The sequence below is a fragment of the Streptomyces sp. NPDC054956 genome (genome assembly GCF_053609185.1).
Genome location: NZ_JBSGXB010000018.1, coordinates 13,048 through 28,644, shown reverse-complemented (window position 1 = coordinate 28,644; position 15,597 = coordinate 13,048). Strand labels below are relative to the sequence as shown.

Genomic DNA, 15,597 nt, shown 5'->3' with positions numbered 1-15,597 from the left:
CCCGAGCCATCCGCGTACGAACGCCCCCGAGCCGGGGGCTGCGTACGGACGCCTAAGCTCCGGCCGGTACCCCGGCCGCGAGTCGCTCTCCGATGGCCCGCAGCCCGGCGAGGTCGTGCACATCGCCGGGCAGGGCGGCCACTTCGGCCACCGCCACTTCGGGGTGCAGCGAGGTGAAGCGGTCACGCGTGCGCTGTTCGCGCGCGATCACCTGCATGCGCTCCGCGTGCAGGCGCAGCAGTCCCGCGGTGATCTCGTCCACATCGGTGTCGGAGGCGCGGTCCGCGTCGCCGTCGCCGTCGGGGTCGTCGCCGTAAGGGTCGCTCTCGCTGTCGGGGGAGTCACGAAGTCCAGCTTTCCCGGACTCCTGATCGACAATGCCGCCCTCTTCAAGATTCTCGGCGGCCGCCAACGCCCGCTCCGCGGACAGCTGGTCGGCGCCGCTGCCGTGCACCCGGTTCAGTACGAGCCCGGCCAGCGGCATCTTCTCCGCGGCCAGCCGCTCCACGAAGTACGCCGCCTCGCGCAGGGCGTCCGCCTCCGGCGCGGCCACCACGAGGAAGGCCGTACCGGGAGCCTGCAGCAGCTGGAACGTCGCGTCCGCGCGCGTGCGGAAACCGCCGAACATGGTGTCCATGGCGGCCACGAAGGTCTGTACGTCCTTCAGCAGCGAGGCACCCATCAGCTTGCTCAGCGTGCCGGTCATCATCGACATGCCGACATTGAGGAACTTCATCCCCGCCCGGCCGCCCACCTTCGCCGGAGCCATCAGCACCCGGATGAACTTCCCGTCCAGGAAGGACCCCAGTCGTCCCGGCGCGTCCAGGAAGTCCAGCGCGGACCGGCTCGGCGGGGTGTCCACGATGATCAGGTCCCAGTCGTCCCGGGACCGCAGCTGCCCCAGCTTCTCCATCGCCATGTACTCCTGCGTGCCCGCGAAGCCGGCCGACAGGGACTGGTAGAAGGGGTTGGCGAGGATGGCCTGCGCGCGCTCGGGGTCCGAGTGGCCCTCGACGATCTCGTCGAAGGTCCGCTTCATGTCGAGCATCATGGCGTGCAGTTCGCCGCCGTCGCCCGTCACGCCGGAGACCCTGCGCGGGGTGTTGTCGAGCGAGTCGATCCCCATCGACTGCGCCAGCCTGCGCGCCGGGTCGATGGTCAGCACGACCACCTTGCGCCCGCGCTCCGCCGCCCGCAGCCCGAGCGCCGCCGCCGTCGTGGTCTTGCCGACGCCGCCCGCTCCGCAGCACACGATGATCCGGGTCTGCGGATCGTCCAGCAGCCCGTCCACGGCCAGCCGCGGCGGCGCCCCCATGCTCGCCTTCATGGCCTCGCTCATTCCTCGCCCACCTGCTTCCGCAGCTCCGCGGCGAGCCCGTAGAGCCCGGCCAGGTCCATTCCCGTGCCGACCAGGGGCAGTTCGTACGCCGGCACGTCGAGCTCCTCCAGTACGGCCCGCTGGGCGCGCTCCAGCTCCACCCGGCTCGCGTGCTCCACGGCCTGCGAGAGCAGCGGGTCCACCAGCCGCTCGGCCAGCCCTCCGCGCCGGGCGCCGCCGAGGCCGGCCCGGGACAGCGCCTTGGCCACGTCGGAGCGGCGCTCCCCGGCGGCGGCGCTCAGGGCGTCCTCGTCGAGGTGGTGCGGCCGGACCATGTTGATCACGACCCGCCCCACCGGCAGGCCCGCCTCGCGGAGCTCGGCGATCCCGTCGGCGGTCTCCTGCACGGGCATCTCCTCCAGCAGCGTGACCAGGTGCACGGCCGTCTCGGGGGACTTGAGCACCTTCATGACGGCCTGCGCCTGGTTGTGGATGGGCCCGAACCGGGCCAGCCCCGCCACCTCGTCGTTGACGTTCAGGAAGCGGGTGATCCGCCCGGTCGGCGGCGCGTCCATGATCACGTGGTCGTAGACGTACCGGCCGGCCTTGTCCTTGCGGCGCACGGCCTCGCACGCCTTGCCCGTCAGCAGCACGTCCCGCAGCCCCGGCGCGATGGTCGTCGCGAAGTCGATGGCGCCGAGCTTCTTGAGGGCGCGTCCGGCCGAGCCGAGCTTGTAGAACATCTGGAGGTAGTCGAGCAGCGCGCGCTCGGCGTCGATGGCGAGCGCGAACACCTCGCCGCCGCCCGAGGCCACGGCGATCTTGCGCTCCTCGTACGGGAGCGCCTCCGCGCCGAAGAGCTGCGCGAGCCCCTGCCTGCCCTCGACCTCCACCAGAAGTGTCCGCCTGCCCTCGCGCGCGAGGGCGAGCGCGAGTGCCGCGGCGACCGTGGTCTTGCCGGTGCCGCCCTTGCCGCTGACCACCTGGAGCCTGCTCACAGGGCCCGAGCCTAATTCCTCCGGGTCGGCGGCGGTGGTGGCGGGGGGCAGCACGGCAGGCACTACCCTCGCTTCCATGACCAAGAAGTTCGAATACGCGACCGTTCCGCTGCTGGTCCACGCCACCAAGCAGATCCTCGACACCTGGGGCGAGGACGGCTGGGAGCTCGTCCAGGTCGTGCCCGGCCCGAACAACCCGGAGCAGCTCGTGGCGTACCTGAAGCGGGAGAAGGCGGCATGAGCGGCGTCGTCGAGGCGAAGCTGGCCGAACTCGGCCTGACCCTGCCCGAGGTCGTCCCGCCGCTGGCCACGTACCAGCCGGCCGTGCGCTCGGGCGCGTACGTGTACACCGCGGGCCAGCTCCCGATGGTCAGGGGCAGCCTGCCGGTCACCGGCAAGGTCGGCGCCGAGGTCTCGGCGGAGCAGGCCAAGGAACTGGCCGCGACCTGCGCGCTCAACGCGCTCGCCGCGGTGAAGTCCGTCGCCGGCGACCTCGACAAGATCGCGCGCGTCGTGAAGGTCGTGGGCTTCATCGCCTCGGCCCCCGACTTCACCGGCCAGCCGGGCGTGTTGAACGGCGCCAGCGAGCTCCTGGGCGCGGTCCTCGGCGAGCGCGGCGTCCACGCGCGCAGCGCGGTCGGCGTGGCGGTCCTCCCGCTGGACGCCCCGGTCGAGATCGAGATCCAGGTAGAGCTGGTACCGGGAGCCTGATCCCCTGCTCAAACGCCGGAGGGGCTGGAATATCCAGCCCCTCCGGCGTTTGATGCGCCCAGAGGCGGGTGACCCTCGAACATCGGGCCGGATGGCCGTAGCATCCCGCCATGCCGAATGGTCAGCATGGTCAGCAGCCCGAGCCGCAGCCCGAGCCCCCCGCCGGAGGCCAGTGGTACCCGCCGGAGTGGCCCGACCGCATCCGCGCGCTCAACGAGGGCGCCCTCGTCCCGGTCCCGCCCAAGCGTGCCGCCACGGTCATGCTGCTGCGGGACGGAGACGGCGGCACCGGCCCCACCGTCCACATGCTCCGCCGCCGCGCCTCCATGGCCTTCGCGGGCGGCGCGTACGCCTACCCGGGCGGCGGCGTCGACCCGCGCGACGAGGACCACCTCATCGCCTGGGCCGGTCCGAGCCGCCAGGACTGGGCCGACCGGATGGGCACCGACCCCGCGACCGCCCAGGCGATCGTCTGCGGAGCCGTGCGCGAGACCTTCGAGGAGGCCGGGGTCCTGCTCGCCGGCGAGTCCGCGGACACCGTCGTCGACGACACCACCGGCGACGACTGGGAGGCCGCCCGCGCGGCCCTCGTCGCCCGCGAGCTGTCCTTCGCCGAGTTCCTCGACCGCCGGGGCCTCGTCCTGCGCTCCGACCTGCTCGGCGCGTGGGCCCGCTGGATCACCCCGGAGTTCGAGCCGCGCCGCTACGACACCTGGTTCTTCGTGGCGGCCCTCCCGGCCGGCCAGCGCACCCGCAACGCCTCCACCGAGGCCGACCGCACGGTCTGGATCCGGCCCGCCGACGCCGCCGCCGGCTACGACAAGGGCGAGCTGCTGATGATGCCGCCCACGATCACCACCCTGCGCTCCCTGGAGCCGTACGCGAGCGCCGCCGAGGCCCTCGCCGCGGCCTCGGGGCAAGACCTGGCACCGGTACTGGCCCGGGCCTCCATCGAGGACGGAGAGCTGGTGCTGAGCTGGCCCGGCCACGACGAGTTCACCAAGCGCGTCCGCCTCGCGAGCCCCGGAGGAGCCACCGCATGACCGACGCAGCCGCCCTGCCCGGCCAGCCCCGCGGCGTGGTCGTCTCCGGGCCCGCCACCGCCCGCGCGGTGAACATCCTGGCCCCGAACGCCTCCGCGATGACCCTCGACGGCACCAACACCTGGCTCGTCTCCGAGCCCGGCTCCGACCTGGCCGTCGTCATCGACCCCGGCCCGCTGGACGACGTACACCTGCGGGCGGTCGTCAAGGCCGCCGAGGAAGCCGGCAAGCGGGTCGCGCTCACCCTCCTCACCCACGGCCACCCCGACCACGCGGAGGGCGCCGCGCGCTTCGCCGAGCTGACCCGTACGAAGGTCCGCGCGCTCGACCCCGCCGTGCGCCTCGGTGACGAGGGCCTGGCCGCCGGGGACGTCATCCGCACCGGCGGACTGGAGCTGCGCGTGGTCCCGACCCCGGGCCACACCGCCGACTCGCTCTGCTTCCACCTGCCCGCCGACCGGGCGGTCCTGACCGGGGACACGATCCTGGGGCGCGGCACCACGGTCGTGGCGCACCCCGACGGGCGGCTGGGCGACTACCTGGACTCCCTGCGGCGGCTGCGCTCCCTGACGGTCGACGACGGGGTCCACACGGTGCTCCCGGGCCACGGGCCGGTCCTGGACGACGCCCAGGGCGCGGTCGAGTACTACCTCGCCCACCGCGCCCACCGCCTCGCGCAGATCGAGACAGCGGTGGAGAACGGGCTCACCACCCCCGAGGCGGTCGTCGCCCACGTCTACGCGGACGTGGACCGCTCGCTGTGGCCGGCGGCGGAATGGTCCGTACGGGCGCAGCTCGAGTACCTCCAGGACCACGGGCTGATCCCCGGCAGCCCGGAGTGAGCCCGGCCTAGACCGCGCCCCGGGGCCCCTTGATGCCGTGCCGGGCCGTGTACTCGTCCGCGAGCCACGGCCCGAGGTCCTCCACGTACGCGCGCAGGACGGCCGGGTCCGCCACCGGGTCCAGCGCGGCGGCGGCCGCGGCCCGCATCTGGTCGGCGCGGTCCGGGTAGTACCGCCCGAAGACCTCCGCGGACTCCACGAGGTCGCTGGTCCAGCCGCCCCACCGGGGCATGACCAGGGTGAACCCGGTCCGCACCAGGTGCCGCGAGAAGCTCCTGCAGAGCTTGCGGTACTCCTCCGGCGTGGCGGCGTCCCGGGCCTTGTCGCGCATCCAGGGCAGCAGGGCGGCGAGGTCGCCGTTGGTCTCGCGGGCGAGCAGGCTGTCGGGACGGTAGCGGGGCAGGTGCTCGGCCAGATCGGCGCCGAGCAGCGGGGTGCACAGGCAGGCGAGGAACCAGCCCAGGTCGAATCGTTCCTGCTCGCTCAGCAGCCGGTCCTTGCCGTACAGCAGGACGCCGACCCCGTCGATCACCGGGAAGTCCTCGTCGAGGCCCCGGGCGAGGACCTCGGAGGTGTCCCGGTCCTCGTCCGCGGGCTCGTGCTGGAGGGCGATCAGCAGGTCCAGGTCGGACCGCCCGGGCCGGGCGGTGCCGCGCGGGAGGGATCCGTAGAGGTAGGCGCTGTGCAGCCGCCTCCCGTACGCCTCCGCGATCCTCTCGCGCGCGGCGGCGACGACGCCCTTGAACTCCGCCTGCACCGTCCCGAGCGATCCCTCGCGCTCGAAGTACCCGTACGTGTCCAGCCCTCTGTGCTCCATGGGCCCCACTGTGCCCGTCCTTGCGGACCGGAGCTTCGAATAAACGCCCGCGGCCGGCGGAAATTCAGCCCGGCCGGCGATTGAGGCGCGGGGGCCTCGGGGGGCGGAGCCCCCGCAACGGCGCCGCCCGGAAACGCGAAGGGGCCCCGCCCGACCGAGCAGGACCCCTCAAACCGCTGAGACCGGCGTCAGCGGGAGCGCTTCGCCAGCCGCTCCACGTCCAGCAGGATCACCGCGCGCGCCTCCAGACGGAGCCACCCGCGGCCCGCGAAGTCGGCGAGGGCCTTGTTCACGGTCTCGCGCGAGGCGCCGACGAGCTGCGCGAGCTCCTCCTGCGTGAGGTCGTGCACGACGTGGATGCCCTCTTCCGACTGCACGCCGAAGCGGCGCGACAGGTCGAGGAGGGCGCGGGCCACACGGCCCGGAACGTCCGAGAAGACCAGGTCGGACATTTGGTCGTTGGTCTTGCGCAGGCGGCGGGCGACGGCGCGCAGCAGCGCGGTGGCCACCTCGGGCCGTGCGTTGAGCCACGGCTGGAGGTCGCCGTGTCCCAGGCCGAGCAGCTTGACCTCGGTCAGCGCGGTCGCGGTGGCGGTGCGCGGGCCCGGGTCGAACAGCGACAGCTCGCCGATCAGCTCGCCGGGGCCGAGGACGGCCAGCATGTTCTCGCGGCCGTCGGGGGAGGTGCGGTGCAGCTTCACCTTGCCCTCGGTGACGACGTAGAGCCGGTCACCGGGATCGCCCTCGTGGAACAGGGCGTCACCGCGTGCGAGGGTCACCTCGCCCATGGAGGCGCGGAGCTCCGCGGCCTGCTCGTCATCGAGCGCCGCGAAGAGCGGGGCACGCCGCAGTACGTCGTCCACGAGTCTCTCTCCTATGTCGACCGGCCAAGGGATCGCTCCCCCATTTTGCCGGACGGCTCAAACAGTGCGATCAATCACGTTCATCACAAGGATGCCGGACGTACGGGTGTGCTGTGCGGCGAGAGGCCGATCGGGGTGGTGTTACCTGAGGTCCTGGGCGGGTGTCGGTGCTCGGCCCCGGACCGGCCGGGGGTCCAACAGGCCGGTGAGAGCACAGGCCAAGGGCTCCGGGGGAGTGACCGCTACCCAAAATTCAGCCGTGGGCGAACATGCCTCGACGTGGGTCCCTCCGGAGCCTTCACCCCCACTTCAGGGCAAAGCTTCGGCCAAGAAACCCCGGCGGGGCGGAGATCACGTCCGGCCACGGGCGAAGGGCTCCGCGGCGTAGCCTTCGGGGATGGCAGAGAGCAAGGTCAAGAAGGCCGCGGCGAAGCCGGAGAGCCACCTGGCGATGGTGCGGCGGGCGCGCAGGATCAACCGCGAGCTCGCGGAGGTCTACCCGTACGCCCATCCGGAGCTGGACTTCCGCAATCCCTTCGAGCTGCTGGTCGCCACCGTCCTGTCCGCGCAGACCACCGACCTGCGCGTGAACCAGACGACCCCGGCCCTCTTCGCCGCCTATCCGACCCCCGAGGACATGGCCGCGGCCGCCCCCGAGGATCTGGAGGAGCTCATCCGGCCGACCGGGTTCTTCCGGGCGAAGTCAAAGTCCCTCCTCGGCCTGTCGCAGGCCCTGCGCGACAACTTCGGCGGCGAGGTCCCCGGCCGGATCGAGGACCTGGTGACGCTCCCCGGGGTCGGCCGCAAGACGGCGAACGTCGTCCTCGGCAACGCGTTCGGAGTCCCCGGGATCACGGTGGACACCCACTTCGGCCGGCTGGTGCGGCGCTGGAAGTGGACCGAGCAGGAGGACCCGGAGAAGGTCGAGGCGGAGATCTGCGCGATCTTCCCCAAGAGCGAGTGGACGATGCTCTCCCACCGCGTCGTCTTCCACGGCCGCCGGATCTGCCATTCGCGCAAGCCCGCCTGCGGAGCCTGCCCGATCGCCCCGCTCTGCCCGGCCTACGGGGAGGGCGAAACCGACCCGGTGAAGGCGGCGAAGCTGCTGAAGTACGAGAAGGGCGGCCAGCCCGGCCAGCGCCTGACCCCACCCCCGGACTACCCGGGCCTCCCGGCCCCGGCGCGGTAGATCCGGCCCCGCCGGAGCCTGAGCCGCGTCGAGGCCCTGCCGGGGCAACCCAGCCCCGCCGGCGTGTGAGGGGCGGGGGCCCGGGGCCGGCCCCCGGCAACGGCGCCGCACCCGCAAGGAACGAATCGCTACCCGCACCGCGTTTGGCGATGTGTGGGGGACCACGGACAGGGGTGCCTATGACAGAGGCCACGCAGAACCGCCGGGCGGACACCGTCGCCGGGCCCGGCGCAGCCACCGCGCACGGGGCCCCGTACGGCCATGACGGCCAGGGCCGCGCCGACATCGCGCTGCGCGCCCACGGCCTGCCCACCTGGCTCGACCCCGTCGTCGAGGCGGCCCGGACGGTCCGCCCCACCCAGCTCAGCCGGTTCCTGCCGCCCGAGGACGGCGGCGGCCGCCAGTCCGCCGTACTGATCCTCTTCGGCGAGGGCCCCCGCGGTCCCGAGCTGCTGCTCATGGAGCGCGCCGGCACCCTGCGCTCGCACCCCGGCCAGCCCTCCTTCCCCGGCGGCGCCCTCGACCCGGAGGACGGCGACCCGTACACCACCGGCCCGCTGCGCGCGGCGCTGCGCGAGGCCGAGGAGGAGACCGGCCTGGACCCGGCCGGCGTCCAGCTGTTCGGCGTGCTGCCCCGCCTCTACATCCCGGTCAGCGGGTTCGTCGTGACCCCGGTTCTGGGCTGGTGGCGCACCCCCAGCCCGGTCGGCGCCGTCGACCCGGCCGAGACCGCCCGCGTCTTCACGGTGCCCGTGGCCGATCTCACGGACCCGGAGCACCGGGTCACCGTGGTCCACCCGAGCGGCTTCCACGGCCCGGCCTTCACCGTCGAATCGGCCCTGGTCTGGGGCTTTACCGCCGGAGTGATCGACCGGATCCTGCACTTCGCGGGCTGGGAGCGCCCCTGGGACCGGTCCCGGGAAGTCCCGCTCGACTGGCGCGCATGAGACGGTGGCCCATGTGAACGTGCTGGACATCCTGTTGCTGCTCGCCGCCGTATGGTTCGCGATCGTCGGCTACCGCCAGGGGTTCGTCGTCGGCATCCTGTCGGTGATCGGCTTCCTCGGCGGTGGTCTCGTCGCCGTGTCCCTGCTGCCCCTGATCTGGGACCGGGTCACCGACAACGGCACCCAGGTGTCCACCACGGTCGTCGTCATCGCCGTCGTCGTGATCATCGTCTGCGCCTCGATCGGCCAGGCCCTGACCACCCATCTGGGCAACAAGCTCCGCCGCCACATCACCTGGTCCCCGGCCCGCGCGCTCGATGCGACGGGCGGCGCCCTGGTGAACGTGGTCGCGATGCTGCTGGTGGCCTGGCTGATCGGTTCCGCGCTCGCCGGTACGTCACTTCCCACGCTGGGCAAGGAAGTCCGCAACTCCAAGGTCCTCCTCGGCGTCTCGCGGGTGCTCCCGGCCCAGGCGAACAACTGGTTCTCGGACTTCAGCTCCACGCTGGCCCGCAACGGCTTCCCGCAGGTCTTCAGCCCGTTCTCCAACGAGCCGATCACCGAGGTCAGGGCGCCCGATCCGGAGCTCGCGCGCAGTCCCGTGGCCGAGCAGGCCAAGCAGTCGATCGTGAAGGTGGTCGGCACCGCGCCCGCGTGCAGCAAGGTGCTGGAGGGCACCGGCTTCGTCTTCGCGCCGGGCAAGGTGATGACCAACGCGCACGTGGTCGGCGGCGTCGGCGAGCCCACCGTGCAGGTCGGCGGCGAGGGCAAGCTCTACGACGGCAAGGTCGTGCTCTACGACTGGGAGCGCGACATCGCCGTCCTGGACGTGCCCAAGCTGAAGGCGCCCGCCCTGGAGTTCACCGACAAGGACGCGGTGAGCGGCAGCGACGCGATCGTGGCGGGCTTCCCCGAGAACGGCGCGTACGACATCCGCTCGGCGCGCGTCCGCGGCCGGATCAACGCCAACGGCCCCGACATCTACCACCGGGGAACCGTGCGGCGGGACGTCTACTCGCTGTTCGCGACGGTCCGCCAGGGCAACTCCGGCGGACCGCTGCTGACGCCCGACGGCAAGGTGTACGGGGTCGTGTTCGCGAAGTCCCTGGACGACCCCAACACCGGCTACGCCCTGACGGCGGACGAGATCCGCGACGACATCAGGATCGGCAGGACGGCCGACCGGCGGGTGGAGAGCCAGGGTTGCGCCCTCTGACCGGGCTCCGCTGACCGAGTCCCGCCGACCGAGCCCTCTGACCGAGCCCTCTGACCGCGCCCCTCGGGCGCCGGGCCTACGTGCGCTGGTGCCGCAGCCGGGCCGAGACCCAGCGGGCCCGGCGGCGCAGGATGCGCGGAATTCCGAGTCGGAGGTCCTGGCCGTCGTGGCCGTGCCCCCTGTGCGTGCCCGGCGTGACCGTCGAGCGGCGTTCGTGTGCGGTGTCACCGTAGTCGTGCGTCCAGCCCATACTCCGAGCTGTGCCCGGGCCCCAAGGTCGGTAATCGCGTTGGGGGCGGCCAATTGGCCTATGCGCCAGGCAATTGAATGCTTGTCATACAAGTCACCCCACGCGTCACGCCCGGACCGAAGTCCCGCCTCGGCGGCCCGCCTCGGCAGTCCGGCTCAGCGGTCCGGCTCGGGATCCTTCAGCCAGTTGATCAGCTCGGTCGAGAAGGCCGTCGGGTCCTCCTCGTGCGGGAAGTGCCCGAGCCCGTCGAACAGCCGCCAGCGGTACGGGGCTTCGACGTACTGTCCCGACCCGGCCGCACTCCGCGTCCGCATCACCGGGTCGAGCGAGCCGTGCAGGTGCAGCGTCGGCACCCGCACCGGCCGCTTCATGCGCCGGTTGAACTGCAGCCCGTCCGGCCGCGCCATGGACCGCATCATCCAGCGGTACGGCTCCACCGAGCAGTGCGCCGTGGACGGGATGCACATCGCCCGCTGGTACACCGCGATGTCGTCCTCCTCGGGTAGCCGGGGACCCGACCAGTCCCGGATCAGCTCCCCGACGAGCGCCCCGTCGTCGGCGACGAGCTGACGCTCCGGCACGAACGGCCGCTGGAATCCCCAGATGTGCGAACTGGCCCGCGTCTGCCCGAAGTCGGACAGCATCGCCGAGCGCCAGCGGCGCGGGTGCGGCATCGAGGACACCACCAGCCGGCGCACCAGCTTGGGCCGCATCACGGCCGCCGTCCAGGCGAGGTAGCCGCCCAGGTCGTGCCCCACGAGGGCGGCGTCGGGCTCGCCGAGGGACCGTACGACCCCCGTGATGTCGAGCGCCAGGTTGGCGGGGTCGTAGCCGCGCGGGGTGCGGTCGCTGCCGCCCACCCCGCGCAGGTCCATCGCGACGGCCCGGTAGCCGGCGTCGGCGAGCGCGGTCAGCTGGTGCCGCCACGTCCACCAGAACTGCGGGAAACCGTGCAGGAGCAGCACCAGCGGCCCGTCACCCAGCTCGGCGACGTGGAACCGCGCCCCGTTGGCCGCGACGTCCCGGTGGGTCACCGTTCGCCCGCCGGGGATGTCGATCCGTACCGCGGTGGCGGCGGTGGGGGGAGTGCCGGATTCCGACGAGGGCGCTGTCATGAAGACGAGCGTGCCACACCCACAGCCTTGTCACTGACCGACCGCGCGTGCGGCTTGACGGTGCCGACGAGGGCCGCGGTCTCCTTGACCGAGGCGATGGTCTTGACCGGCGGCTTGATCTTCTTGAACTTCGCCATGGCCAGCAGTCCGACCAGGCCCGCGAGCAGCCAGAACGCGCCGCCGACGATCAGGAACGACCAGGCCAGGCCGAGCCCGAGGTTGTGGATCCCGTACGCCGCCGCGATGCTCAGCACCGGCAGGGAGAACAGGATGAGCACGCCCGCGGCGATGGCCGCCCCGCTGCCGATCCCCGCGCGCTTGACGTCCTGCTTGATCTCCACCTTGGCGAGGGCGATCTCGTCGTGCACCAGGGCGGACATCTCGGCGGTGGCCGAGGCGACCAGCTGACCGAGTGTGCGCTCGGCTCCTGGGGCCCCTTGGTCCACTGCGCTCATCGCTCTCTCCCTCTGTCGTCCGTCGGCGACGGCTGTCCTCGTCAGTCAGATCATGCCGGACGGCCGCCGTCGGCGCTGGACCCGCCCGGCCCTTCGCCGGCTCCGGACGCGGCCGCCTCGGCCCTGCGCAGGTGCTCCGCGGCCTTGGCCTCGTAGATCTTGGCCATCCGCAGGTGGTACTCCGGCTTGTCCTGCTCGTAGATGTCGGGGATGCCGTCGAGGTCCGCGTCGAGCTCCTCGGCCTCGGTCAGCGCCTTGTACTTGCGGTCGCGCATCTTGAGCATCACGCAGGCGACGATCGCGGCGATGAGCGAGCCGATCAGGACGGCGGCCTTGACCTCGTCGGTGAGGAGGGGGTCGTCGGTGAAGGCGAGCTCGCCGATGAGGAGCGAGACGGTGAAGCCGATGCCCGCGAGCGAGGCCACGGCGAGGACGTCCGGCCAGGCGAGGTCCTCGTTGAGCTCGGCCTTGGTGAAGCGGGCGGCCAGCCAGGTGCCGCCGAAGATGCCGATCGTCTTGCCGACCACCAGGCCGAGGACCACGCCGAGGGTCTCGGGCCGGGTGAAGACCTGGCCGATGGACTCGTCGGAGAGGGAGACGCCGGCGGAGAAGAGGGCGAAGAGCGGGACGGCCAGCCCCGCCGAGACGGGCCGGACCAGGTGCTCGATGTGCTCGCCGGGGGAGTGGTGCTCGCCCTCCTTGCGGTGGCAGCGCAGCATCAGACCCATGGCGACGCCCGCGATGGTGGCGTGGACCCCGCTGTTGTACATCAGGCCCCAGATGGCCAGGGCGAGCGGGATGTAGACGTACCAGCCCCGGACGCCCACGCGCAGCAGGAACCAGAAGAGGATCAGGCCGGCGACCGCGCCGCCGAGGGCCAGGAAGTTGATCTCGCTGGTGAAGAACACCGCGATGATCATGATGGCGAACAGGTCGTCCACGACGGCGAGCGTCAGCAGGAAGGCGCGCAGCGCGGAGGGCAGCGAGGTTCCGATGACGGCGAGGACGGCGAGCGCGAAGGCGATGTCGGTGGCGGTCGGGACCGCCCAGCCGTCCGTCGATCCGTCGCCGAGCACGTTGACCAGTACGTAGACCAGCGCGGGCACGGCCATGCCGCAGACGGCGGCGATCACCGGGAGCGCGGCCGCCTTCGCGTCGCGCAGATCGCCCGCGACGAGCTCGCGCTTGAGCTCGATGCCGGCGACGAAGAAGAACACGGCGAGCAGGCCGTCGGCGGCCCAGTGCTGGAGCGAGAGGTCCAGGCCGAGGGAGGCGGGGCCGATGTGGAAGGAGCGGACGCTGTCGTAGCTGTCCGAGATGGCCGGGACGTTGGCCCAGACGAGGGCCGCGATCGCGGCCACGAGGAGCAGTACCCCGCCCACCGTTTCGGCGCGCAGGGCGTCGGCCACGAAGCGGCGCTCGGGCAGCGAGAGGCGGCCGAGGAGCTTGCGGCTGTGGTTGTCGGTGGGGGTGGGCGCGGCCACGGGTGGCACCTCCGGGGTGGGTTGGACGGCATGACGAAGCACGTTGCCGACCAGACTTCCCGGCGCACCCTGTGGAGTAATTCTTTACGCTTCTAATACTTTACAGGGTGTACGCAAGGGCGTATCCGGTGATCATCACTTTATGCGCGAAAGGGGCATCCGGCGCGCCGCGCCGGATGCCCCTTTCACCGTGTCGTACGGGTGGCGCCGGGACCTCAGTCCTCGCTGCCGGCGGCCGGCAGCTTGCTCTGGATCAGGTCCATGACCGAGGAGTCCGCGAGCGTGGTGACGTCACCGACCGCGCGGTTCTCGGCCACGTCGCGCAGCAGGCGGCGCATGATCTTGCCCGAGCGGGTCTTCGGCAGCTCCTGCACCGGCAGGATCCGCTTCGGCTTGGCGATCGGGCCGAGCGTGGCACCCACGTGGTTGCGCAGCTCCGCGACCAGGGTCTCCGTCTCCGAGGCGCTGCCGCGCAGGATCACGAAGGCCACGATGGCCTGTCCGGTGGTCTCGTCGTTCGCGCCCACGACCGCCGCCTCGGCGACCGAGGGGTGCGAGACGAGCGCCGACTCGACCTCGGTGGTGGAGATGTTGTGGCCGGACACCAGCATCACGTCGTCCACCCGGCCGAGCAGCCAGATGTCGCCGTCCTCGTCCTTCTTGGCGCCGTCGCCCGCGAAGTACTTGCCCTCGAAGCGCGACCAGTAGGTGTCGATGAACCGCTGGTCGTCGCCCCAGATGGTGCGCAGCATCGACGGCCACGGCTCGGTGAGGACCAGGTAGCCGCCACCGCCGTTCGGGACCTCGTTCGCCTCGTCGTCCACGACGGTGGCGCCGATGCCGGGCAGCGCGCGCTGCGCGGAGCCGGGCTTGGTCTCGGTGACGCCCGGCAGCGGAGAGATCATCATCGCGCCGGTCTCGGTCTGCCACCACGTGTCCACGATCGGACAGCGGTCGCCGCCGATGTGCTTGCGGTACCAGATCCAGGCCTCGGGGTTGATCGGCTCGCCGACCGAGCCCAGTACGCGCAGGCTCGACAGGTCGAACTTCGCGGGGATGTCGTCGCCCCACTTCATGAACGTACGGATCGCCGTGGGCGCGGTGTAGAGGATGGTGACGCCGTACTTCTGCACGACCTCCCAGAACCGGCCCTGGTGCGGGGTGTCCGGCGTGCCCTCGTACATCACCTGGGTGGCGCCGTTGGAGAGCGGCCCGTAGACGATGTAGGAGTGCCCGGTCACCCAGCCGATGTCGGCGGTGCACCAGTAGACGTCGCTCTCCGGCTTCAGGTCGAACACCGCGTGGTGGGTGTACGAGGCCTGCGTGAGGTAGCCGCCGGAGGTGTGCAGGATGCCCTTGGGCTTACCCGTGGTCCCCGAGGTGTACAGGATGAAGAGCGGGTGCTCGGCGTCGAAGGGCTGCGGCGCGTGCTCGGTGCTCTGCCGCTCGACGATCTCGTGCCACCAGACGTCGCGGCCCTCGGTGAATGCGGTGTCCTGGCCGGTGCGGCGCACCACGAGGACGTGCTCGACCTGCGGGCACTTGGCGACGGCCTCGTCGATCGCGGGCTTCAGGGCCGAAGGCTTGCCGCGGCGGTAGCCGCCGTCGGAGGTGATGACCAGCTTGGCGTCGGCGTCCTGGATGCGGGAGGCCACGGCGTCGGCGGAGAAACCGCCGAAGACGACGGAGTGCGCGGCGCCGACGCGGGCGCACGCGAGCATCGCGACGACCGCCTCGGGGATCATCGGCAGGTAGACGGCGACCCGGTCGCCCGCCTGCACGCCCAGCTCGGTCAGGGCGTTGGCGGCCTTGGAGACCTCGTCCTTGAGCTCGGCGTAGGTGATCGAGCGGCTGTCGCCGGGCTCGCCCTCGAAGTGGATGGCCACGCGGTCGCCGTTGCCGGCCTCGACGTGGCGGTCCACGCAGTTGTACGCGACGTTCAGCTTGCCGTCCGCGAACCATTTCGCGAAGGGCGGGTTGGTCCAGTCGAGCGTCTCGGTCGGCTCGGTGTCCCAGCTCAGCCGCCGCGCCTGCTCGGCCCAGAAGCCCAGCCGGTCCGCGTCGGCCTGTGTGTACGCAGCCTGAGTCACATTGGCAGCGGCGGCCAGATCGGCGGGCGGTGCGAACCGCCGCTCCTCCTTGAGCAGATTGGCCAGGCTTTCATTGCTCACGACATCTCCCTTTCCCAGGGTGTCCGTTGTGTCCCCGGGCATAGCTCATCAGTCAATGGCCCAGGTGACAAGGGGTTGCCGGAAATTGGTGTAGACCTATTATTCGGCTGGGCCCACGCACGAGTGGCCCCTTCCCGCTGCAGGGTGCGGAAAGGGGCCACTCAGTGGCACGGATACG

16 protein-coding genes are annotated in these 15,597 nt (G+C 71.8%); 7 read left to right on the top strand and 9 right to left on the bottom strand.

The window, feature by feature from the left end; translation table 11 throughout:
* Positions 1-52 precede the first annotated feature (52 nt).
* Both ACWGDE_RS05900 and ACWGDE_RS05895 read right to left on the bottom strand, forming a co-directional pair.
* The gene (locus tag ACWGDE_RS05900) at positions 53-1,339 is read right to left on the bottom strand and encodes an ArsA family ATPase (RefSeq protein ID WP_453387736.1); all 1,287 of its coding nucleotides are present in this window, start codon (positions 1,337-1,339) and stop codon (positions 53-55) included.
* On the bottom strand, positions 1,336-2,316 hold the full coding sequence (locus ACWGDE_RS05895) for an ArsA family ATPase (RefSeq protein WP_453387735.1): 981 nt from the start codon (positions 2,314-2,316) through the stop codon (positions 1,336-1,338). Before ACWGDE_RS05895 ends, ACWGDE_RS05900 begins: the two co-directional genes overlap by 4 nt.
* A 76-nt stretch (positions 2,317-2,392) precedes the next feature.
* Between ACWGDE_RS05895 and ACWGDE_RS05890 the strand changes: the two genes are divergently transcribed.
* The 4 genes from ACWGDE_RS05890 to ACWGDE_RS05875 all read left to right on the top strand — a co-directional run bounded on the left by ACWGDE_RS05890 (position 2,393) and on the right by ACWGDE_RS05875 (position 4,912).
* On the top strand, positions 2,393-2,557 hold the full coding sequence (locus tag ACWGDE_RS05890) for a DUF4177 domain-containing protein (RefSeq protein ID WP_112447450.1): 165 nt from the start codon (positions 2,393-2,395) through the stop codon (positions 2,555-2,557).
* On the top strand, positions 2,554-3,027 hold the full coding sequence (locus tag ACWGDE_RS05885; RefSeq protein WP_453387734.1) for a RidA family protein: 474 nt from the start codon (positions 2,554-2,556) through the stop codon (positions 3,025-3,027). Before ACWGDE_RS05890 ends, ACWGDE_RS05885 begins: the two co-directional genes overlap by 4 nt.
* Before the next feature lie 110 nt (positions 3,028-3,137).
* A complete protein-coding gene (locus ACWGDE_RS05880; protein WP_453387733.1) occupies positions 3,138-4,070 on the top strand; it encodes an NUDIX hydrolase in 933 nt (310 codons plus the stop codon).
* Positions 4,067-4,912, top strand: a complete 846-nt coding sequence (locus tag ACWGDE_RS05875) for an MBL fold metallo-hydrolase (protein ID WP_453387732.1) — start codon at positions 4,067-4,069, stop codon at positions 4,910-4,912. The genes ACWGDE_RS05880 and ACWGDE_RS05875 overlap by 4 nt, the downstream gene beginning before the upstream one ends.
* A gap of 7 nt (positions 4,913-4,919) precedes the next feature.
* On the opposite strand, the gene ACWGDE_RS05870 is transcribed toward ACWGDE_RS05875, so the two are convergent.
* Together ACWGDE_RS05870 and ACWGDE_RS05865 are read right to left on the bottom strand one after the other, a co-directional pair.
* Positions 4,920-5,729 carry a nucleotidyltransferase domain-containing protein gene (locus ACWGDE_RS05870; protein WP_453387731.1) on the bottom strand — a complete coding sequence of 270 codons (810 nt, stop codon included), beginning with the start codon at positions 5,727-5,729 and terminating at the stop codon, positions 4,920-4,922.
* A 188-nt stretch (positions 5,730-5,917) separates the two neighbouring features.
* Positions 5,918-6,592, bottom strand: coding sequence for a Crp/Fnr family transcriptional regulator (locus tag ACWGDE_RS05865; protein WP_003981529.1), 675 nt, complete (start codon positions 6,590-6,592; stop codon positions 5,918-5,920).
* 397 nt (positions 6,593-6,989) lie between these two features.
* Here ACWGDE_RS05865 and nth point away from each other — a divergent pair, with 397 nt between their 5' ends.
* From nth to ACWGDE_RS05850, 3 genes are all read left to right on the top strand, one after another.
* Complete coding sequence (gene nth / locus ACWGDE_RS05860; protein ID WP_453387730.1) at positions 6,990-7,781, top strand: endonuclease III; 792 nt, start codon at positions 6,990-6,992, stop codon at positions 7,779-7,781.
* A gap of 179 nt (positions 7,782-7,960) precedes the next feature.
* Complete coding sequence (locus ACWGDE_RS05855; protein ID WP_453387729.1) at positions 7,961-8,728, top strand: NUDIX hydrolase; 768 nt, start codon at positions 7,961-7,963, stop codon at positions 8,726-8,728.
* A 13-nt stretch (positions 8,729-8,741) separates the two neighbouring features.
* Positions 8,742-9,944, top strand: a complete 1,203-nt coding sequence (locus tag ACWGDE_RS05850; protein ID WP_453387728.1) for a MarP family serine protease — start codon at positions 8,742-8,744, stop codon at positions 9,942-9,944.
* A gap of 76 nt (positions 9,945-10,020) precedes the next feature.
* Here ACWGDE_RS05850 and ACWGDE_RS05845 read toward each other — a convergent pair whose 3' ends face one another.
* The 5 genes from ACWGDE_RS05845 to acs form a co-directional block, all read right to left on the bottom strand.
* Positions 10,021-10,194: a hypothetical protein gene (locus ACWGDE_RS05845; RefSeq protein WP_453387727.1), complete on the bottom strand. Its 174-nt coding sequence runs from the start codon at positions 10,192-10,194 to the stop codon at positions 10,021-10,023.
* Between the two features lie 155 nt (positions 10,195-10,349).
* Positions 10,350-11,309 carry an alpha/beta fold hydrolase gene (locus ACWGDE_RS05840; protein ID WP_453387726.1) on the bottom strand — a complete coding sequence of 320 codons (960 nt, stop codon included), beginning with the start codon at positions 11,307-11,309 and terminating at the stop codon, positions 10,350-10,352.
* On the bottom strand, positions 11,306-11,764 hold the full coding sequence (locus tag ACWGDE_RS05835) for a phage holin family protein (RefSeq protein ID WP_453387725.1): 459 nt from the start codon (positions 11,762-11,764) through the stop codon (positions 11,306-11,308). The genes ACWGDE_RS05840 and ACWGDE_RS05835 overlap by 4 nt, the downstream gene beginning before the upstream one ends.
* A gap of 50 nt (positions 11,765-11,814) precedes the next feature.
* Positions 11,815-13,248: a Na+/H+ antiporter NhaA gene (gene nhaA, locus ACWGDE_RS05830; protein ID WP_453387724.1), complete on the bottom strand. Its 1,434-nt coding sequence runs from the start codon at positions 13,246-13,248 to the stop codon at positions 11,815-11,817.
* Between the two features lie 215 nt (positions 13,249-13,463).
* Positions 13,464-15,461: an acetate--CoA ligase gene (gene acs / locus ACWGDE_RS05825; RefSeq protein WP_453387723.1), complete on the bottom strand. Its 1,998-nt coding sequence runs from the start codon at positions 15,459-15,461 to the stop codon at positions 13,464-13,466.
* Positions 15,462-15,597 lie beyond the last annotated feature (136 nt).

Excerpts from the sequence above, each read along its gene's own strand:
- ACWGDE_RS05835 (WP_453387725.1), bottom strand. The coding sequence starts at position 11,764 with ATGAGCGCAGTGGACCAAGGGGCCCCAGGAGCCGAGCGCACACTCGGT.
- ACWGDE_RS05845 (WP_453387727.1), bottom strand. The coding sequence starts at position 10,194 with ATGGGCTGGACGCACGACTACGGTGACACCGCACACGAACGCCGCTCG.
- ACWGDE_RS05890 (WP_112447450.1), top strand. The coding sequence starts at position 2,393 with ATGACCAAGAAGTTCGAATACGCGACCGTTCCGCTGCTGGTCCACGCC.
- ACWGDE_RS05875 (WP_453387732.1), top strand. The coding sequence starts at position 4,067 with ATGACCGACGCAGCCGCCCTGCCCGGCCAGCCCCGCGGCGTGGTCGTC.
- ACWGDE_RS05840 (WP_453387726.1), bottom strand. The coding sequence starts at position 11,309 with ATGACAGCGCCCTCGTCGGAATCCGGCACTCCCCCCACCGCCGCCACC.
- nth (WP_453387730.1), top strand. The coding sequence starts at position 6,990 with ATGGCAGAGAGCAAGGTCAAGAAGGCCGCGGCGAAGCCGGAGAGCCAC.
- ACWGDE_RS05870 (WP_453387731.1), bottom strand. The coding sequence starts at position 5,729 with ATGGAGCACAGAGGGCTGGACACGTACGGGTACTTCGAGCGCGAGGGA.
- ACWGDE_RS05880 (WP_453387733.1), top strand. The coding sequence starts at position 3,138 with ATGCCGAATGGTCAGCATGGTCAGCAGCCCGAGCCGCAGCCCGAGCCC.
- ACWGDE_RS05900 (WP_453387736.1), bottom strand. The coding sequence starts at position 1,339 with ATGAGCGAGGCCATGAAGGCGAGCATGGGGGCGCCGCCGCGGCTGGCC.
- ACWGDE_RS05885 (WP_453387734.1), top strand. The coding sequence starts at position 2,554 with ATGAGCGGCGTCGTCGAGGCGAAGCTGGCCGAACTCGGCCTGACCCTG.
- ACWGDE_RS05855 (WP_453387729.1), top strand. The coding sequence starts at position 7,961 with ATGACAGAGGCCACGCAGAACCGCCGGGCGGACACCGTCGCCGGGCCC.
- acs (WP_453387723.1), bottom strand. The coding sequence starts at position 15,461 with ATGCCCGGGGACACAACGGACACCCTGGGAAAGGGAGATGTCGTGAGC.